The organism is Methylopila sp. 73B, from assembly GCF_000526315.1.
In the GTDB taxonomy this organism is placed as follows: Bacteria; Pseudomonadota; Alphaproteobacteria; order Rhizobiales; family Methylopilaceae; genus Methylopila.
Genome location: NZ_JAFV01000001.1, coordinates 3,235,875 through 3,253,160, shown reverse-complemented (window position 1 = coordinate 3,253,160; position 17,286 = coordinate 3,235,875). Strand labels below are relative to the sequence as shown.

General features: G+C 69.2%; 15 protein-coding genes. 7 read left to right on the top strand and 8 right to left on the bottom strand.

Going from position 1 to position 17,286, the window contains the following annotated elements; all coding sequences use genetic code 11:
• The first annotated feature begins 1 nt into the window (after nt 1).
• The 3 genes from K244_RS0115620 (at nt 2) to rbfA (ending at nt 3,998) form a co-directional block, all read left to right on the top strand.
• Nucleotides 2–691 carry an RNA-binding protein gene (locus K244_RS0115620; RefSeq protein ID WP_020187218.1) on the top strand — a complete coding sequence of 230 codons (690 nt, stop codon included), beginning with the start codon at nt 2–4 and terminating at the stop codon, nt 689–691.
• Nucleotides 688–3,423, top strand: a complete 2,736-nt coding sequence (gene infB / locus K244_RS0115615; RefSeq protein ID WP_020187217.1) for a translation initiation factor IF-2 — start codon at nt 688–690, stop codon at nt 3,421–3,423. The genes K244_RS0115620 and infB overlap by 4 nt, the downstream gene beginning before the upstream one ends.
• Before the next feature lie 143 nt (nt 3,424–3,566).
• On the top strand, nt 3,567–3,998 hold the full coding sequence (rbfA, locus tag K244_RS0115610; RefSeq protein ID WP_024816539.1) for a 30S ribosome-binding factor RbfA: 432 nt from the start codon (nt 3,567–3,569) through the stop codon (nt 3,996–3,998).
• Between the two features lie 89 nt (nt 3,999–4,087).
• Here the strand turns inward: rbfA and K244_RS0115605 are convergent, their stop codons facing one another.
• On the bottom strand, nt 4,088–4,432 hold the full coding sequence (locus K244_RS0115605; RefSeq protein WP_024816538.1) for a DUF559 domain-containing protein: 345 nt from the start codon (nt 4,430–4,432) through the stop codon (nt 4,088–4,090).
• Between the two features lie 97 nt (nt 4,433–4,529).
• Between K244_RS0115605 and truB the strand changes: the two genes are divergently transcribed.
• From truB to K244_RS0115580, 4 genes are all read left to right on the top strand, one after another.
• On the top strand, nt 4,530–5,459 hold the full coding sequence (truB, locus tag K244_RS0115600) for a tRNA pseudouridine(55) synthase TruB (protein ID WP_020187214.1): 930 nt from the start codon (nt 4,530–4,532) through the stop codon (nt 5,457–5,459).
• Between the two features lie 42 nt (nt 5,460–5,501).
• Nucleotides 5,502–5,771, top strand: a complete 270-nt coding sequence (gene rpsO / locus K244_RS0115595; RefSeq protein WP_020187213.1) for a 30S ribosomal protein S15 — start codon at nt 5,502–5,504, stop codon at nt 5,769–5,771.
• Between the two features lie 332 nt (nt 5,772–6,103).
• Nucleotides 6,104–8,329, top strand: coding sequence for a polyribonucleotide nucleotidyltransferase (gene pnp, locus K244_RS0115590; RefSeq protein ID WP_020187212.1), 2,226 nt, complete (start codon nt 6,104–6,106; stop codon nt 8,327–8,329).
• Between the two features lie 273 nt (nt 8,330–8,602).
• Nucleotides 8,603–11,362 carry a response regulator gene (locus K244_RS0115580; protein ID WP_051460029.1) on the top strand — a complete coding sequence of 920 codons (2,760 nt, stop codon included), beginning with the start codon at nt 8,603–8,605 and terminating at the stop codon, nt 11,360–11,362.
• A 6-nt stretch (nt 11,363–11,368) separates the two neighbouring features.
• Here the strand turns inward: K244_RS0115580 and K244_RS0115575 are convergent, their stop codons facing one another.
• From K244_RS0115575 to fabB, 7 genes are all read right to left on the bottom strand, one after another.
• Nucleotides 11,369–11,638, bottom strand: a complete 270-nt coding sequence (locus K244_RS0115575) for a hypothetical protein (RefSeq protein WP_020187210.1) — start codon at nt 11,636–11,638, stop codon at nt 11,369–11,371.
• Nucleotides 11,635–12,414, bottom strand: coding sequence for an anti-sigma factor (locus K244_RS0115570; protein ID WP_020187209.1), 780 nt, complete (start codon nt 12,412–12,414; stop codon nt 11,635–11,637). Before K244_RS0115570 ends, K244_RS0115575 begins: the two co-directional genes overlap by 4 nt.
• On the bottom strand, nt 12,401–12,889 hold the full coding sequence (locus K244_RS0115565; RefSeq protein ID WP_020187208.1) for a sigma-70 family RNA polymerase sigma factor: 489 nt from the start codon (nt 12,887–12,889) through the stop codon (nt 12,401–12,403). The genes K244_RS0115570 and K244_RS0115565 overlap by 14 nt, the downstream gene beginning before the upstream one ends.
• A 110-nt stretch (nt 12,890–12,999) precedes the next feature.
• Complete coding sequence (locus K244_RS0115560; RefSeq protein ID WP_051460145.1) at nt 13,000–13,650, bottom strand: YitT family protein; 651 nt, start codon at nt 13,648–13,650, stop codon at nt 13,000–13,002.
• A 49-nt stretch (nt 13,651–13,699) separates the two neighbouring features.
• Complete coding sequence (locus K244_RS0115555; RefSeq protein WP_020187206.1) at nt 13,700–14,959, bottom strand: hypothetical protein; 1,260 nt, start codon at nt 14,957–14,959, stop codon at nt 13,700–13,702.
• Between the two features lie 63 nt (nt 14,960–15,022).
• Nucleotides 15,023–15,862: an enoyl-ACP reductase FabI gene (gene fabI, locus K244_RS0115550; protein ID WP_020187205.1), complete on the bottom strand. Its 840-nt coding sequence runs from the start codon at nt 15,860–15,862 to the stop codon at nt 15,023–15,025.
• Nucleotides 15,863–16,021: 159 nt separating this feature from the next.
• On the bottom strand, nt 16,022–17,233 hold the full coding sequence (gene fabB / locus K244_RS0115545) for a beta-ketoacyl-ACP synthase I (RefSeq protein WP_020187204.1): 1,212 nt from the start codon (nt 17,231–17,233) through the stop codon (nt 16,022–16,024).
• Nucleotides 17,234–17,286 lie beyond the last annotated feature (53 nt).

Genomic DNA, 17,286 nt, shown 5'->3' with positions numbered 1-17,286 from the left:
CGTGGCTGAACGCGAGGACGACCGCAAGGCGCCGGAACGCACCTGCGTCGCCACGCGCGAGGCGAAACCCGTCGAGGAGCTGATACGTTTCGTCCGCGCGCCGGACGGAACGGTGGTTCCGGATCTGAAGCGCGAGCTTCCAGGCCGGGGCGTTTGGGTGACGGCGACGGCGGACGCGGTTCGCGTCGCGCTGAAGAAAAAGGCGTTCGCGCGCGGCTTCAAGGACGGCGCGACCGCGGTGGATCCGGCGCTTGATATGAGCGTGCGCGATCTGATGGAGCGCCAGGCGCTCGCGATGCTCGGCTTCGCCAACAAGGCGGGCCGTGTGATCTGCGGCTTCGCGAAGGTCGAGGCGGCGCTCGCGAAAGAGCCCGTCTTGGCGTTGGTGGAGGCGAACGACGCGGGAGCCGACGGCCTTCGCAAGCTGAGACAGACCGCCACGCGGCTCGGAAAAAGCTCCGGCCTGCGGGTGATGAGCCTGTTTCGCTCAGGTCAATTGGACTTGGCGTTGGGGCGGTCGAATGTGGTACATGCAGCGCTGCTCGCAGGTCCGGTCAGCGCCGCCTTCCTCGCACGATGCGACGCGCTCGCGCGGTATGAAGGCGTAAGCGGCGACGGACCCCCTCCGACGGACGCCGTCGGAGCGACAGTTACAGGCGCGGGCGAGCCCGCGGGAACGGACAAGGCATGACGGATACGAAAAACACGGGCGACAAGACGCTGACCGCTTCGCCGAAGACGCTGACGTTGAAGCGTTCGTCGGAGCCGGGCGTCGTGCGGCAGAGCTTCAGCCATGGGCGCACCAACGCGGTGGTCGTGGAGAAGGTGAAGCGGCGCACGCTCGGACCGGGCGAGACCGCCAAGGCGCCGGCTCCGGCGGCGCCGACGCAGGCGGCGGCTCCCGCCACCCCGCGGCCGGCTGCGCCCCAAGCGCCCGCCGCGAGCGCGCCGCGCCCCGCGGCGCCGCAGTCCCCCGCGAGCCCTCAGCGTCCCGCGCAGGGCGCACGTCCGAGCGGCCCGTCGCGTGGCGGCGGCCCCGGCGGCATGGTGCTGCGCACCCTGACGAGCGACGAGATGGGCGCTCGCGCCCAGGCGCTCGCCGGCGCCCGCGTGCGTGAGGCCGAGGATCGGAAGAAGGCCGAAGAAGAAGCTCGCGCGCGGATCATCCGCGAGGCGAACGAGGAGCGCGAGCGTCTCGCCGCCGAAGCGCGCAAGCGCGAGGAGGACGCGCGCCGGGCCCAGGAGGACGAGACCAAGCGCCGGGCGGAAGCCGAGGCCGCGAAGCGTCTCGGCGACCAGGCGCCTGCGCCGACGTTCTCGTCTCCGGCGGCGTCGCCTGCTCCTTCCGCCGCATCGCCCGCGGCCCGCCGTCCCAGCGCGCCGACCTCGGCCGCTCCCGGCGGCGTGCGTCGTCCGACGATGGCCGAGCCGGAGGAGCCCGCGCGCGCCGCGCCGCGCCGTCTCGGCGCCGCGCCGTCCCGCCCCGTCACCCCCGCGAAGCCGGAGCGCGCCAAGGCCGCCCCGACGAAGGAACGCGGCCGCCTGACCATCGCGACCGCGACCGGCGCGACGGGCGAAGACCGCACCCGCTCCGTCGCCTCTTACCGCCGTCGCGTTCAGCGCATGTCGGGCAAGGGACACCAGGAGCCCAAGGAGAAGCTGGCCCGCGAAGTGATCATTCCCGAGACGATCACCGTTCAGGAACTTGCGAACCGCATGTCGGAGCGCGCGGTCGACGTGGTGCGCCTGCTGATGAAGCAGGGCGTCATGAAGAAGATCAACGAGCTGATCGACGCCGACACCGCGCAGCTTGTGGCCGAAGAGCTCGGCCACACCGTCAAGCGCGTCGCCGAGTCCGACGTGGAAGAGGGCCTGTTCGACGCGGCCGACGTGGACGGCGAGGCCGTGACGCGGCCTCCGGTCGTCACGATCATGGGTCATGTCGACCACGGCAAGACGTCGCTGCTCGACGCCATCCGCCACACGGCGGTGGTGAAGGGCGAGGCCGGCGGCATCACCCAGCACATCGGCGCCTATCAGGTGACCTCGCCGCTCGGCGGCAAGATCACCTTCATCGACACGCCGGGCCACGCCGCGTTCACCGCGATGCGCCAGCGCGGCGCGCGCGCGACCGACATCGTGGTGCTGGTGGTGGCCGCCGACGACGGCGTCATGCCGCAGACGGCGGAGGCCATCAACCACGCCCGCGCAGCCGGCGTTCCAATCATCGTGGCGATCAACAAGATCGACAAGCCCGACGCCAAGCCGGACAAGGTCCGCAGCGAGCTGCTGCAATACGAGCTCCAGGTCGAGTCGCTCGGCGGCGAGACGCTCGAGGTCGAGGTTTCGGCCAAGGAGAAGCTCAATCTCGACAAGCTGCTCGAGATCATCCAGTTGCAGGCCGAGATCCTCGATCTGAAGGCTAATCCGGACCGCGCGGCCGAGGGCATTGTGATCGAAGCCAAGCTCGACCGCGGTCGCGGCCCGGTCGCGACGGTGCTCGTGCAGCGAGGCACGCTGAAGCAGAGCGATATTGTCGTCGCCGGCTCCGAGTGGGGCCGCGTGCGCGCGCTGATCGATGACCAGGGCGCCGCGCTGACGAGCGCCGGACCATCGACTCCGGTCGAGATCCTGGGCTTCAATGGCGCGCCTGAGGCGGGCGACCGCCTCGCGGTCGTCGAAAACGAAGCCCGCGCCCGCGAGATCGCCGACTACCGCCAGCGCCAGAAGCGCGAGCAGGCCGCGGCGCGCGCCACGGTGCGCGTCTCGGGCCTCGAGCAGATGATGTCGCAGATCAAGGTCGCCGGCAAAAAGGAGTTCCCGCTCGTCATCAAGGGCGACGTGCAGGGCTCCGTGGAAGCGATCGTTCAGGCGCTCGAGAAGCTCGGCAACGACGAGGTGGGCGCCCGCGTGCTGCTGTCCGGAGCCGGCGGCGTTACCGAGAGCGACGTGATCCTGGCCGCGGCCTCGAACGCGGCCGTGATCGGCTTCAACGTCCGCGCGCTGAAGGAAGCCCGCGACGCGGCCGACCGCACCGGCACCGAGATCCGCTACTACAACATCATCTACGACCTGGTGGACGACATTAAGTCCGCGATGTCGGGGATGCTGTCGCCGGAGCGGCGCGAGGACTTCCTCGGCAACGCCGAGATCCGGGAGATCTTCGCGGTGTCGAAGGTCGGCAAGATCGCCGGCTGTCTGGTCACCGAAGGCGTGGTCCAGAAGGGCGCCAGCGTGCGCCTCATCCGCGACAACGTCGTCATCCACGAGGGCAAGCTCTCGACGCTCAAGCGCTTCAAGGACGACGTCCAGGAGGTCCGCGCCGGCACCGAGTGCGGCATGTCCTTCGAGAACTACCAGGACATGCGCGCCGGCGACGTCATCGAGTGCTACCGCGTCACGGAAGTGAAGCGCACGCTCTAAACGCGTCCGACGCTCGAACCGTTTGCGACCCGCGGCTCACGCCGCGGGTCGTTCGTTTATCCGCTCACGGCCGGTCCGATCCCGGCCCTGACGGCGCAGCCGATCATTCCGGCCGCCGCATAGGCGCTTGAGGAACAAGACAAATGTCCCGCACTTCCGGGGGCTCGAAAGCCCCGTCGCAACGCATGCTCCGCGTGGGCGAACTCGTGCGCCATGCGCTGGCCGACGTGCTGCAGCGGCGCGAGATCCCTGATCCCGTCCTGGAGAAGCACGTCGTCACGGTGCCCGAGGTGCGGATGACGCCGGACCTCAAGCTCGCGACCGCCTACGTCATGCCGCTGGGCGGCAAGGACGTTAAGAAGGTGCTCGCCGCGCTCGACGCCAATCGTAAGCAGATCCGCATGCTGGTGGTGAAGCGGCTCGAGCTGAAGTCGGCGCCCGACATCCGCTTCCGCGTCGACGAGAGCTTCGACCGCGGCGCCCAGATCGACGCTCTGCTGCGCTCGCCTGAGGTGAAGCGCGACCTCGAGCCCGACGACGACGCGTCGACGGACGGCCCGGAGGACGCCCGGTGAGCGAGGCGCCGATCGGAGCCGGATCAGGCGCGGGCCTTCACCTCTCCCCGGCGGGGAGAGGTCGGCCCGCAGGGCCGGGTGAGGGGGCTTTATCCTCCTTGAAGTTGAGCGTCGATCGCCGACAGCACGCCATCGAGATTTTCGTAGACGTCGGCGTTCGTGACTCGCACGACAAAGAAGCCGCAACCCTCGAGCCGCGCGGTTCGAAAGTCGTCGCGCGCAATTTCGGCGGGCGTTCCATGGGTTGCGCCGTCAACCTCGACGATCAGTTTTCCGGCGATCGTGACGAAATCGACGACGTAGCCATCGATTGGATGCTGGCGGCGGAATTTCCAGGACGCGAGGCGCCTGCCTCTGAGCGCCTGCCACAATCCGGCTTCGGCGCTTGTCTGCTTCGCCCTCAAAGCTTGAGCGCGCGTTCTGAAACGTTCCATCCCCCTCGCCCGCTCGCCGCGCTCGCGACCTCTCCCCGCCGGGGAGAGGTGAAGGCCCCCGCCTCCTTCGCCAATCCTAGCCGGAAGGACGATCGCCATGTCGCGGCGTAAGAAGGGCCTTGAGATCTCCGGCTGGCTGATCCTCGACAAGCCTGTCGGCGTCACCTCGACCCATGCGGTGTCGAAGGCGCGTTGGCTCTACCAAGCGAAGAAGGCGGGCCACGCCGGCACGCTCGATCCGCTCGCCTCGGGCATCCTTCCGATCGCCTTCGGCGAAGCGACCAAGACCGTGCCCTTCGTGATGGACAGCCGAAAAATCTACCGTTTCGAAGTGCTGTGGGGCGTCGAGACCGACACCGACGACGCGGAAGGCGAGCCGATCGCGACCTCGGACGTTCGGCCGACGGCGGAGCAGATCCGCGCGCTGCTGCCGTCGTTCCATGGCTCGATCGAGCAGACGCCGCCGAAGTTCTCCGCGATCAAGATCGACGGCCAGCGCGCCTACGATCTCGCACGCGAGGGCGAAGAGGTCGAGCTCGCGGCGCGCACCATCGAGGTGCACCGGCTGGATCTGGTCGAGACCCCGGCGCCGGACCGCTCGGTGTTCGAGGCCGAATGCGGCAAGGGCACCTATGTCCGCGCGCTCGCCCGCGACATGGGACGCGCGCTCGGAAGCCGCGGCCACGTCACGGCGCTGAGGCGCACGGTGGTCGGCGGGTTCACCGAGGACGACGCGATTTCACTGGACGAACTGGAGCAATTGCGACAGGGTGCCGCCGGCGAGCATGGTCTCGCTGACGCTCTGCTTCCGGTCGAGACGGCGCTGGACGACATCCCGGCGCTCGCCGTCAATCGGGCGGAGGCGGCTCGGCTGCTCAATGGGCAACCGGTGCTGCTGCGCGGACGGGATGCCCCGACCTTCCAAGGTACGGTCTCCGTGACGACCGACGGCGCGTTGATCGCGCTCGGCGAGATCGAACGCGGCGAACTTCATCCCCGACGCATCTTCCACATCGCGCGGCCTTGAGGGTCGGGCGACGACTAAAACCGATCGAACGAGAGAGACCCGATGTCGATCACTCCAGAACGCAAGCAGGAGCTCGTCTCCGAGTACGCCACCAAGCAGGGCGACACCGGCTCGCCGGAAGTCCAGGTCGCGATCCTCACCGAGCGCATCTCCAACCTGACCGGCCACTTCAAGAGCCACGCGAAGGACAACCACTCGCGTCGCGGCCTGCTCAAGCTCGTCAGCCAGCGCCGTTCGCTGCTGGATTACGTGAAGGGCAAGGATCATGCTCGGTACCAGAGCCTGATCGAGCGTCTCGGCATCCGCCGCTGACGCCACGCTGAAGGGCGGTCGCCGATCGACCGCCATCCGCCTGTCATGCGACGGTGAGACGAGCATGGCGGAGACCGCAGACCGCGGCCTCCCGAGGCGACCAAGACGATAAGGGTGGTCGGCGCATGGGGCGCCGGCTCACGCCACGAACGAAGGGACCCGGGACGCCATCGGGCCCGAACGTCATGGGGCAGGATCGCAGGGCGCTTTCCCGGCCGACGTCGCGAGACGACGGTCCGAGTTCGCGGAGAAGCGCCGCGCCGTCTTGCCCATGGCCTTCACGACGCCCGACGGCCTCCTTGACGGTTCCAGACCGCAAGGACTGATTTTGCATGTTTGAGATCCACCGCGAAAAGATCGAGTGGGCCGGCCGCACGCTGACGCTCGAGACCGGGCATGTCGCCCGCCAGGCCGACGGCGCCGTCCTCGTGACCTACGGCGACACCACCGTGCTCGCGACCGCCGTGTCGGCGAAGTCGCCGAAGCCCGGCATCGACTTCTTCCCGCTGACCGTGAACTACACCGAGAAGTACTACGCCGCCGGCCGCATCCCGGGCGGCTACTTCAAGCGTGAGCGTGGTCCGACCGAGAAGGACACGCTGACCTCCCGCCTGATCGACCGCCCGATCCGTCCGCTGTTCGCCGACGGGTACAAGAACGAGACGCAGGTCGTCATCACGGTTCTCTCCTACGACCTCGAGAACGACGCCGACATCGTGGGCATGGTCGGCGCCTCCGCCGCGCTGACGCTCTCGGGCGTGCCCTTCATGGGCCCGATCGGCGGCGCGCGCGTCGGCTACATCGACGGCGAGTACGTCCTGAACCCGGTTCAGGACCGCATGAGCTCCTCGGCGCTTGACCTCGTGGTCGCCGGCACCCAGGACGCGGTGCTGATGGTGGAGTCGGAAGCCAAGGAGCTCTCCGAGGACGTTATGCTCGGCGCCGTGATGTTCGGCCACGCCGGCTTCCAGCCGGTGATCGAGGCGATCATCCGCCTGGCCGAGAAGGCCGCCAAGGAGCCGCGCGACCATCAGGTCGCCGACGTGTCCGAACTTGAGGCCAAGCTCCGCGAGCTGGTCGAGGCCGACCTCCGCGACGCCTACAAGATCAAGCGCAAGCAGGATCGCCAGGACGCCGTCTCCGCCGCCAAGAAGAAGGCGCTCGCCGCCCTCTCCGGCGAAGGCGTCGAGAACCCGGTCGAGCCGCTCAAGCTCGGCGCGGTGTTCAAGGAGCTCGAGGCCAAGATCGTCCGTTGGGGCATCCTGGACGACAAGATCCGCATCGACGGCCGCGACCTCACGACCGTCCGCCCGATCCTCGCGGAAGTCGGCGTCCTGCCGCGCACGCACGGTTCGGCGATCTTCACCCGCGGCGAGACGCAGGCCCTCGTGGTCGCGACGCTCGGCACCGGCGAGGACGAGCAGTTCATCGACGCGCTGTCGGGCACCTACAAGGAGCGCTTCCTGCTCCACTACAACTTCCCGCCCTACTCGGTGGGCGAGACCGGCCGCATGGGCGCGCCCGGCCGTCGTGAAGTCGGCCACGGCAAGCTCGCCTGGCGGGCGATCCACCCGATGCTGCCGGAAGTGACGGAGTTCCCCTACACGCTCCGCATCGTGTCCGAGATCACCGAGTCAAACGGCTCGTCCTCGATGGCGTCGGTCTGCGGCGCCTCGCTCTCGGCCATGGACGCGGGCGTGCCGCTGAAGCGCCCGGTCGCGGGCATTGCGATGGGCCTCATCCTCGAGGGTGAGAAGTTCGCGGTGCTCTCCGACATCCTCGGCGACGAGGATCACCTCGGCGACATGGACTTCAAGGTCGCCGGCACCGATCAGGGCGTCACCGCGCTCCAGATGGACATCAAGATCGCCGGAATCACCGAGGAGATCATGAAGGTCGCCCTCGCCCAGGCGAAGGACGGCCGTCTCGGCATCCTCACTGAGATGTCGAAGGCGATCGAAGCCGGCCGCACCGAGCTCGGCGAGTACGCGCCGCGCATCGAGGTCATCAAGATCCCGACCGACAAGATCCGGGAAGTGATCGGCACCGGCGGCAAGGTCATCCGCGAGATCGTGGAGAAGACCGGCGCCAAGGTGAACATCGAGGACGACGGCACCGTGAAGGTCGCCTCCTCGGACGGCAAGGCCATCAAGGCCGCGCTGAACTGGATCCGCTCGATTGCGTCCGACCCGGAAGTCGGCGTCGTCTATGACGGCACCGTCGTGAAGGTCGTCGAGTTCGGCGCCTTCGTGAACTTCTTCGGCGCGAAGGACGGCCTCGTCCATGTGTCGCAGATCTCGCGCGAGCGCGTCGCCAAGGTCTCGGACGTCCTCAAGGAGGGCGACAAGGTCAAGGTAAAGCTCATGGGCTTCGACGACCGCGGCAAGACCCGCCTGTCCATGAAGGTCGTCGACCAGGAGACCGGCGAAGACCTCGAGGGCAAGGGCGGCGCCGATGGCGGCGAAGCCCCGGCGGCCGAGGCCTCCGAGGGCGGCGAGGAGCGCTCGGGCGGTCGTCGCAGCGGCGGTCGTCGTCGTCGCGAAGAGGCGGCTGAGTAATCAGGCCTCGCGCTGACCGATGATTGAAAGCCCGCCGGCGGCGACGCCGGCGGGCTTTTTCATGCCGCCGCAAAGCCGCAAGCGCGCGGTGGAGGATCTCGGACATCCATGTTTATCAAGTAATTGCCTCGATCTGGACGAGTGGGGGCCGCAGGCGCTAACTGGTTCGATGGGATGTCGCGCGCGTCCCGGGGCGCCTGCGCCTCGACGATCGAGCCTGCCCCGCCCCCGGCACCTTCACGGGCCTCGCGAAGGACGGACCACATGAGCTCTATGACAGGACCCGTCGCTTCGGATTGGCCCCCCGCGGGAGGCGACGTCGGCCGCTTGATGCGTGTCCCGGGTTTCGAGGCCGCGGGCCTCGGCCCTGTCGACGCCTGGCCTGGCGCTCTGCGATCCCACGTCGACACGATGTTGGCGTCCCGCCAGTCGATGTACGTGGCCTGGGGACCGGATCTCGCGTTCCTCTACAACGACGCCTACGTGCCGATCTTCCCGGAGCGCCACCCCGGCGCCCTCGGCCGGCCGTTTTCGGAGGTGTGGTCCGATGTCTGGGCCCAGTTCGGCGGCACGATTGCGAGCGTGCTGAACGGCGAGCCGGCCCTGTTCGAGAACCTGCCGATCCCGATGATGCGGGCGGGCCATCTTGTCGACACCTGGTTCACCTTCTCGTTCACGCCGCTGCGCGGAGCCGGCGGCGCGATCGACGGCCTGCTCTGCATCACCACCGAGGTGACCGAGGGCGTGCTGGCGGCCCGACGCGAGCAGGACGCGCTTGCGGCTCTGAAAGCGCGCACCGACGCGCTGGCGACGGTCAACCGGGCCGGCGTCGCCATCACGTCCGAGCTCGACGTGGAGCGCGTCGCCCAGACCATCGTGGACGCGGGCGTCGCCCTCACAGGCGCGGAGTTCGGCGCGTTCTTCTACAATACCAGGGACGAGCGCGGAGAGGGCTACAGGCTGTACGCCCTGTCCGGCGCCGACCCGGAGGCCTTCGCGAGCTTTCCGCAACCTCGGAACACCGCGCTGTTCGCCCCCACCTTCGGCGGCGAAACCGTCGTGCGGTCGGATGACGTCACCCGAGACGCGCGCTACGGCCGCAACGCCCCCCACGCCGGGATGCCGGACGGGCACCTGCCCGTCCGCAGCTATCTCGCAGTGCCGGTCAAGTCGCGGTCGGGCGAGGCGATCGGCGCGCTTCTCTTCGGTCATGGCGAGCCGGCGCGGTTCGACGCGGCGGCGGAGGCGAGCCTGCTGAGCCTCGCGGGCCAGGCGGCGGTCGCGATCGACAACGCGCGCCTGTTCGCCCAGCTCGAACGCCAACTGCGGCACCGGGCGCGGGCCGAGGAGCAGCTCCGTCAGCTCAACGAAACGCTCGAAGCCAGGGTCGCATCCGAGATCGCGGACCGAAGGCAGGCCGAGCGGGCGCTTCAGCAGGCGCAGAAGATGGAGACGATCGGAAAGCTCACCGGAGGCGTCGCCCACGATTTCAACAACCTGCTCCAGGTCATCTCGGGCAATCTCCAACTGCTCACCCGGGACGTGGCGGGCAACGAGCGCGGCGAACGGCGGGTGGCCAACGCGCTCGCCGGCGTGGCGCGCGGCGCGAAGCTTGCGAGCCAGCTCTTGGCTTTCGGCCGCCGGCAGCCCCTGGCGCCTAAGGTGGTGAACGTCGGCCGCCTGATCGCGGGCATGGACGACATGCTGCGGCGCTCCATCGGCGAGGCCGTCGAGGTCGAGACCGTCGCAAGCGCCGATCTCTGGAACACGCTGATCGATCCCACGCAGATCGAGACCGCGATCCTGAACCTCGCCATCAACGCCCGCGACGCGATGAATGGCGCCGGCAAGCTGACGATCGAGGCCGGCAACGCCGTGCTCGACGCGGACTATGCGCGGCGTCACAGCGAGGCGACGGCGGGCCAGTACGTGCTGGTGGCCGTCAGCGACACCGGCTCCGGCATGACGCCGGAGGTGCTCGAGCAGGTGTTCGAGCCGTTCTTCTCGACAAAGCCTGAGGGCAAGGGGACGGGGCTCGGGCTGTCGATGGTCTATGGTTTCGTGAAGCAGTCCGGCGGCCACATCAAGCTCTACAGCGAGCCGGGCCAGGGCACCGCCGTGAAGCTCTATCTGCCGCGAGCGGACCAGGTCGAGGACGTGCAGGTCGCGCTGGACGGGACGCCGGTGCGCGGCGGAACCGAGACGATCCTGGTGGCGGAGGACGACGAGGAGGTCCGCGCCACCGTCGTCGAAACGCTCGGCGACCTCGGCTACCGAGTGCTGACCGCCAAGGACGCCGCGAGCGCGCTGAGCGTGGTTGAAAGCGGCGTTCCGATCGACCTGCTGTTCACCGACGTCGTGATGCCGGGAACGCTGAAGAGCCCCGAACTCGCCCGCAGGGCGCGCCTGCGCCTGCCGAACCTCGCGGTGCTGTTCACCTCGGGCTACACCGAAAATTCGATCGTGCACGGCGGCCGGCTCGACGCGGGCGTCGAGCTGCTGTCGAAGCCCTACGCCCGGGAGGCGCTGGCGCGGAAAATCCGGCACGTGCTGGCGAATCAGGCTCAGCGGACGCAGGCCGCTGAGCCTGATTCGGAGACCGCCGCTGTCGAGCCTGCCGGCGCGCTCGCGGACGCCGCGCCGTTGACCGTCCTGCTGGTCGAGGATGACGCGCTGATCCGCGCGAACGCGGCGGAAATGCTTCAGGGCTTCGGCCACGTTGTCGTCGAGGCCGGCAGCGCGGAAGAGGCGGACGCGGCGCTTCAGACGATGCCCGTGGATGTGTTGATGACCGATCTCGGGCTTCCCGGTGTCTCGGGCGGCGCCTTCGCGGCGCGCGCGCGAGAGCTGCGGCCCGGGGTCGGCGTGATCTTCGCCACCGGCAGCGACCTCGCGCCCGAGGTTGACGGCGACGCGCCGCTTCTACTGCGGAAGCCGTACGACGCCGAAGCGCTCAAAGCGGCGCTCGCCGCCGCGCGCCCCGCCGTCGCGGGACCGACGCAGGCCGCCGCCGCGCTCGTCCCGGACGGCTGACCGCGCTTAGTCTTCGGCGCTGCGGGGGCGGACGTCGTGGGGACAGAGCCGCCTGAGAGCGGACAGCGGCGAAGGCACGCGGCCGCCCATGGCGCGCAGCAGCCCGACGACGTTGCCCCGCGGCCGCGGCGCCGCCGTTTCGGCGATGGTTTCCTCGATGAACTCGTCGACGCGGCCCGCGCACAGCGCGTCGCGCAGGCGCGACCTGCAGGGGCTCGACCGCTCCGTTTGCGGCGTCGGCGCGGCGCGGCGAAGGACGACGACTTCGCCCCTCATTTGCGCCGCCGCGCCAGATCGCCCGCGATCTCGACGAGGCCGCTGGCGTCCACGCCGGGATTCGCCACCAGGACATAGCCGACCTCGCCCTTGCGCCAGAACGCGGCGGTCGCGCCGTCCGTCTGTGCGATCGTCGCGGGCTCCGTGCGCCGGTCGCCCGGTCGGGAGGCGTAGAGCGAAAGGACTCCGAAGGGCTCGGTCGCGAGCGTCATTTGGACGCTCGGTCCATACGTCGAAGGAAACACCTGCACGTCGAGCGCCTTCCAGCCGGATGGCAGCCGCGGCATCATGATCGCGGTCGCCGACCGCACCTCGTCCGGATCGTAGTCCGGCGCCTCGATCTGTGACCGCATCTCGCCGCGAAGCAGCGCGGTGCGATGGGCCATCACCGCTTCGGACACGAAGGTCGGGGGCTGCGTCGACGCCGAGACCTTGCTGACGAGCAGACTGTCCAACTGCTCGTTCGCGACCCAGCCCGCGCCGATCAGCAACAGAATGGCTGCGGCGCGCCGGAAGCCGGAAAACCGCGTGTCCAACCAGGCGGCGCGCTGCAGGCGCCGAGCGGCTGCGAGCGACCCGGCGGTCGGGCCGGGGACGTTCGCAAAGGCGAGCCTCAGCTCATCGCGCGAGCGTAGATCGGCCATCACCCGGCTGGCGAGGGCGGGATGGCGAGCCAGATGGCCCTCCACCTCTATGCGCCGCCCCACGGGCAACTGGTCGTCAACATAGGCGTCGAGATCGATTTCGGACATCTGGTCGTCGTCAGCGCTGGTCATCCGAACCTCCAACGAGCCGCAGGCGAGCGGGGCCCGAAGACGGGACGGTCTCCGGCGCCCGCAGCGCGGCGCGCGCGCGGCCGAGCCGCGACATCAATGTGCCGATGGGCGCGCCGATCGCGGCCGCGGCGTCCTGGTAGGAAAGGCCCTCGATCGCCACGAGGTGCAGCGCCGCGCGCTGATCCTCGGGAAGGGCGTCGAAGCGCACGCGCACCTCGGCGAGGCGCACGGCGTGCTCCTGCGGCGCGTCGAGGGCGGCCGCCACCGCCTCGCTCACCTCGAGCCGGGTCATCTCCGCGCGGCGGCGGCGCACGCCGTCCACGAACACATTGTGCAGGATCGCCAGGAGCCAGGGCCGAAGGGCCATGTCGGAGCGGAAGCTCGCGCGCCGTTCCAGCGCACGCGCAAGCGCTTCCTGCACCAAGTCGTCCGCATCGCCGTGGGGACCGGCCAAGGCCCGGGCGTAGCGACGCATGGGGTCAAGCTCCCCTGTCACGTCGAACCCGCGCCTCGGTGTTTTCATGATGTGTTTACGGAGCCGGTCGAGGGTTTAATCCCGACGCTTCGCAAAAAATTGCGTCGCGGTCAGAATCCTGCGTAGCGCCCGGGCTTGTGGTTCAAGACGAGCACCAGGCTCAGCGTCAGGGCGCTCAGCACCGAGAGCGCCAGATGCTCGAGGTCGAGCACCGTCGCGGCCGCCGCGAGCACCAGGAAATCGGTCAGGGCCTGGACGTGGCCGGCCCGCAGCCAGCCGCGCTCCTGGGCGTAGAGCGCGAGCGCGCTCGTGCCGCCGACGCTCGCCCTGTGCCGGGCCAGGGCGAGGACGCCCATGCCGAGCAGCACGCCGCCGGCGAGGGCCGCGAACACGCCGCTCTTCGACTGCAGGGCGAAGACGTGCGGCGCGAGCGCCCCGAATCCCGCGAGCATCGCGTTGACGATCAGGGTCTTCAGGGTGAACTCAGCCCCCATGGTGCGGTAGACGAGCGCGTAGAACGGCAGATTGACCAGCAGGAACAGCACGCCTGTCGGCCAGCCCAGCGCGAAGTGCAGGATCAGCGCGATCCCGGCGACCCCGCCGGTGGCGAGTCCGGCCGCCTGCAGCAGCGCAAGTCCGAAACCGATCAGCAGCACCGCGATGCAGAAGGCGACGGCGTCCTCCAGCCGCGTGTGCTTGCGCGCGTCGCCCTGTGGCTTCAGCTTTTCGGCGAGGCGGGCGGCGGGCTTGCTGATGTCCATGAACCGCAGCAAGCCACGGCCGGAGGCCGGCGTCCACGCCGGAGGAGGCTTAGCTGATCTTCAGAAACTCGCGGCCGACCTTCACCAAGTCGAAGCGTCGCCAGTCGCCCTCGGCCTTCGGCAGCTCGTAGCGCACGATGTCGGCGGTGGCGTAGGTGCGCGAGAGCTTGGACGGCAGGAACGAGCCGGTGCCGACCACGTCGACCGGCGCCGAGAGATTGCCGAACACGCGGCATTTCAGCGTGTCGAAGCCTGAGGAGGCGACGATCTTCGGCTTCTTGAAGCCGGCGTCGTCGAGCGCCTTGCGGAAGAAGATCACGGCCGCCGCCGTCACGCCTGTGCCGAACAGGACCTTGTCGCGGATCTCGTCGGCCGACAGGCCGTCGAGTTCGGCCAGATCGAAGCCTTGCAGCGCGAGCTTCGCCACCTCGCCGGGCGTGTGCCGGTGGGTCCATTTGAGGAGCGTGCGGACGCTCTCGTCCCAGTCGAGCCCTTCGAGGTGGCGGCCGCCGTGGGTGTCGAGCCGAAAGCTCAGCGTCCTGCCCGCCTCAGCGGGGCCGCCGGGCGCGTAGAACCACCGGCAGACGGCGAGCGCGTCGGTCACCTCGCGGCCGTCGTAGTCGACGAGCACCGTCAGGCCGGGTTCGTCGGGGAACTGGGCGGCGTAGAGCTTGGCGGCCTCCAGCGTCGCGCTCTCCACCGTGGGGTCGCGGCCGTCCTTCAGCATCAGCGCCTTGGCGTAGCCGATCAGCGAGTGCGGCATGGTGCCGAGCCCATGGGCCGTTCCATAGAACGGCGCCGCGAGGTCGGTGGAGGTCCCGACGAAGCCCTTCGCGCCCATCAGCTGCGCAGTGCGCGACCCGACGCTTGCGCCGTAGGAGCACGCGAGGTGCATATCGTCGCCGGTGGTGTGGCGGGCCTCCATGGCGAGGAAGGCGCAGTCCGGCAGCGCGAGCGCCATGGAGAAGGCGTTGAACGCCGACACGCAGGCGAAGCCGATCCGCTGCAGCAGCAGCGTCTCGATCGGCGACAGGGCGGCCAACGACCCAGTGACGTAGAGCATCGGCTTGCCCGGCGCGAGCGCGGCGCCCTCCGGCGCCGGTCGGTCGACCGCCAGCGGGATCGCGGCGTCGGCGGGATAGACCTCCTCCAGGAAGGCGATCGCCCGGTCGAGCGCGACGACGGCGTCCGCGCGCAGGAACACTGCGTAGGTGACGCGCGCGTCGCCATGGGCCGCGACGATCTCGGCGGTCTTGGCGAAGTAGGCGTCTGTGCGCTGCGCAACGAAGTCGGACGGGTGGTCGCTCACGTGGATCGCTCCGAAGCGCTCTCGCTCGTTCTCAGGGGCGGACGATCGCTGAGCCTGCTGGGTTCAGCCGACGCCGGCCTTCTCCGCCGCGTCTTCCGCCGCGACGATGGTCTTCAGGCTCTCGGGCCGCGGCATGGAGATGATGTTGTAGCCGGCGTCCACGAAGTGGATCTCGCCGGTGACGCCCGACGACAGGTCCGAGAGCAGATAGAGCGCGGCGCCGCCGACGTCCTCGATGGTGATCGGGCGGCGCAGCGGCGCGTGGCGGCGCTGGTGCTCGTACATCAGCCGCGCGTCCGAGATGCCCGCGCCCGCAAGCGTCCGGACCGGGCCGGCGGAGATCGCGTTGACGCGGATCCCCTGCGGGCCGTAGTCGGCGGCCAGATACCGCACGCTGGCCTCCAGCGCGGCCTTGGCGACGCCCATGACGTTGTAGTTCGGCATGACGCGGGTCGCGCCGCCGTAGGTCAGCGTGATCATCGACCCGCCATCCGTCATCATGTCGGCCGCGCGCTTCGCGACCTCGGTGAAGGAGAAAGCTGAGATCACCAGGGTGCGCGAGAAGTTCTCGCGCGTGGTGTCGGCGTAGCGGCCCTTCAGCTCGTTCTTGTTGGAGAAGCCGATGGCGTGGATCAGCAGATCGAGCCCGCCCCAGCGCTCTTTGAGCGCGGCGAACACCGCGTCCACGGAGGCGATGTCCTCCACGTCGCAGGGCAGCACGAGGTCTGAACCGACGCTCTCCGCCAGCGGCCGCACGCGCTTGCCCAGCGCGTCGCCCTGATAGGTGAACGCGATCTCGGCTCCTGCTTGCGCCAGCGCCTTGGCGCAGCCCCAGGCGATGGAGTGGTCGTTGGCGACGCCCATGACGAGGGCGCGCTTGCCTGAAAGAAGTCCGGCGACCATTCAAGTTCTCCGAAGGCTTGCGCCGGGCGGACGCTGGGCGTCATCCCGGACGTAGCGAAGCGGAGATCCGGGATCGTCACCCAGACATGGCGCTTCGTTCTGAAGACGATCCCGGCTCGGCCTGACGGCCGTCCGGGATGACGCTTTGCGCCCAGCTGGTCAGACCCGCTCGAACACCAGCGTGGCGTTGGTGCCGCCGAAGCCGAAGGAGTTCGACATCACGGCGTTCAACGTCTTGTCGGTCCGCTCGCGCAGGATGGGCATGTCGGCGAAAGCCGGATCGAGCTCCTCGATGTGCGCGCTCTCGGCCATGAAGCCGCCCTGCATCATCAGCAGCGAGTAGATCGCCTCCTGCACGCCGGCCGCGCCGAGCGAATGGCCGCTGAGCGACTTGGTGCCGGAGATCGGCGGGCACTTGTCCCCGAACACCGCGCGCAGGGCCTCGATCTCCTTGGCGTCGCCGACAGGGGTCGAGGTGGCGTGCGGGTTGACGTAATCGATTGGGTTCCGGGCGGTCTTCATCGCTTGGCGCATGCAGCGCATCGCGCCTTCGCCCGACGGGGCGACCATGTCGTAGCCGTCGGATGTCGCGCCGTAGCCGGTGAGTTCGGCGTAGATCTTGGCGCCGCGCGCCTTGGCCCGCTCATACTCCTCCAGCACCAGCACCCCGGCCCCGCCGGCGATGACGAAGCCGTCGCGGTTCTTGTCATAGGCGCGCGAGGCGGTGGCGGGCGTGTCGTTGAACTTGCTCGACATGGCGCCCATGGCGTCGAACATGTCGGACAGCGTCCAGTCCAGCTCCTCGCAGCCGCCGGCGAACATCACGTCCTGCTTGCCGTACTGGATCATCTCCGCGGCGTTGCCGATGCAGTGGCTCGACGTCGCGCAGGCGGAGGAGATCGAGTAGTTCACGCCCTTGATCTTGAACCAGGTGGCGAGCGTGGCGGACGCCGTTGAGGACATCGCCTTCGGCACGGCGAAGGGCCCGATGCGCTTCGGGCCGCCCTTCTCGCGGGTGATGTCCGCTGCCTCCACGACGACCTTGGTCGAGGGACCGCCGGAGCCCATGATGATGCCGGTCATCTCGTTGGAGATGTCGCTCTCCTCGAGCCCGGAATCCCGGATCGCCTGATCCATCGCGACGTGGTTCCAGCCGGAGCCGCCGCCGTGGAAGCGCATGGCGCGACGGTCGACCACCTCCGCCGGATCGAGCGTCGGCGCGCCTTGAACCTGGCACTTGAAGCCATGGGCCGCGAACTGCTCCGCGCGGGTGATGCCGGATTTCGCTTCGCGCAGGGAGGCGACGACCTCCTGCGTGGAGTTTCCGATCGACGACACGATACCCATGCCGGTGACGACGACGCGCCTCATGGGGAGCCTCCAGTTCCGTGACGGCCCGGGGTCCGCAGCATCTTGCGCGGGAC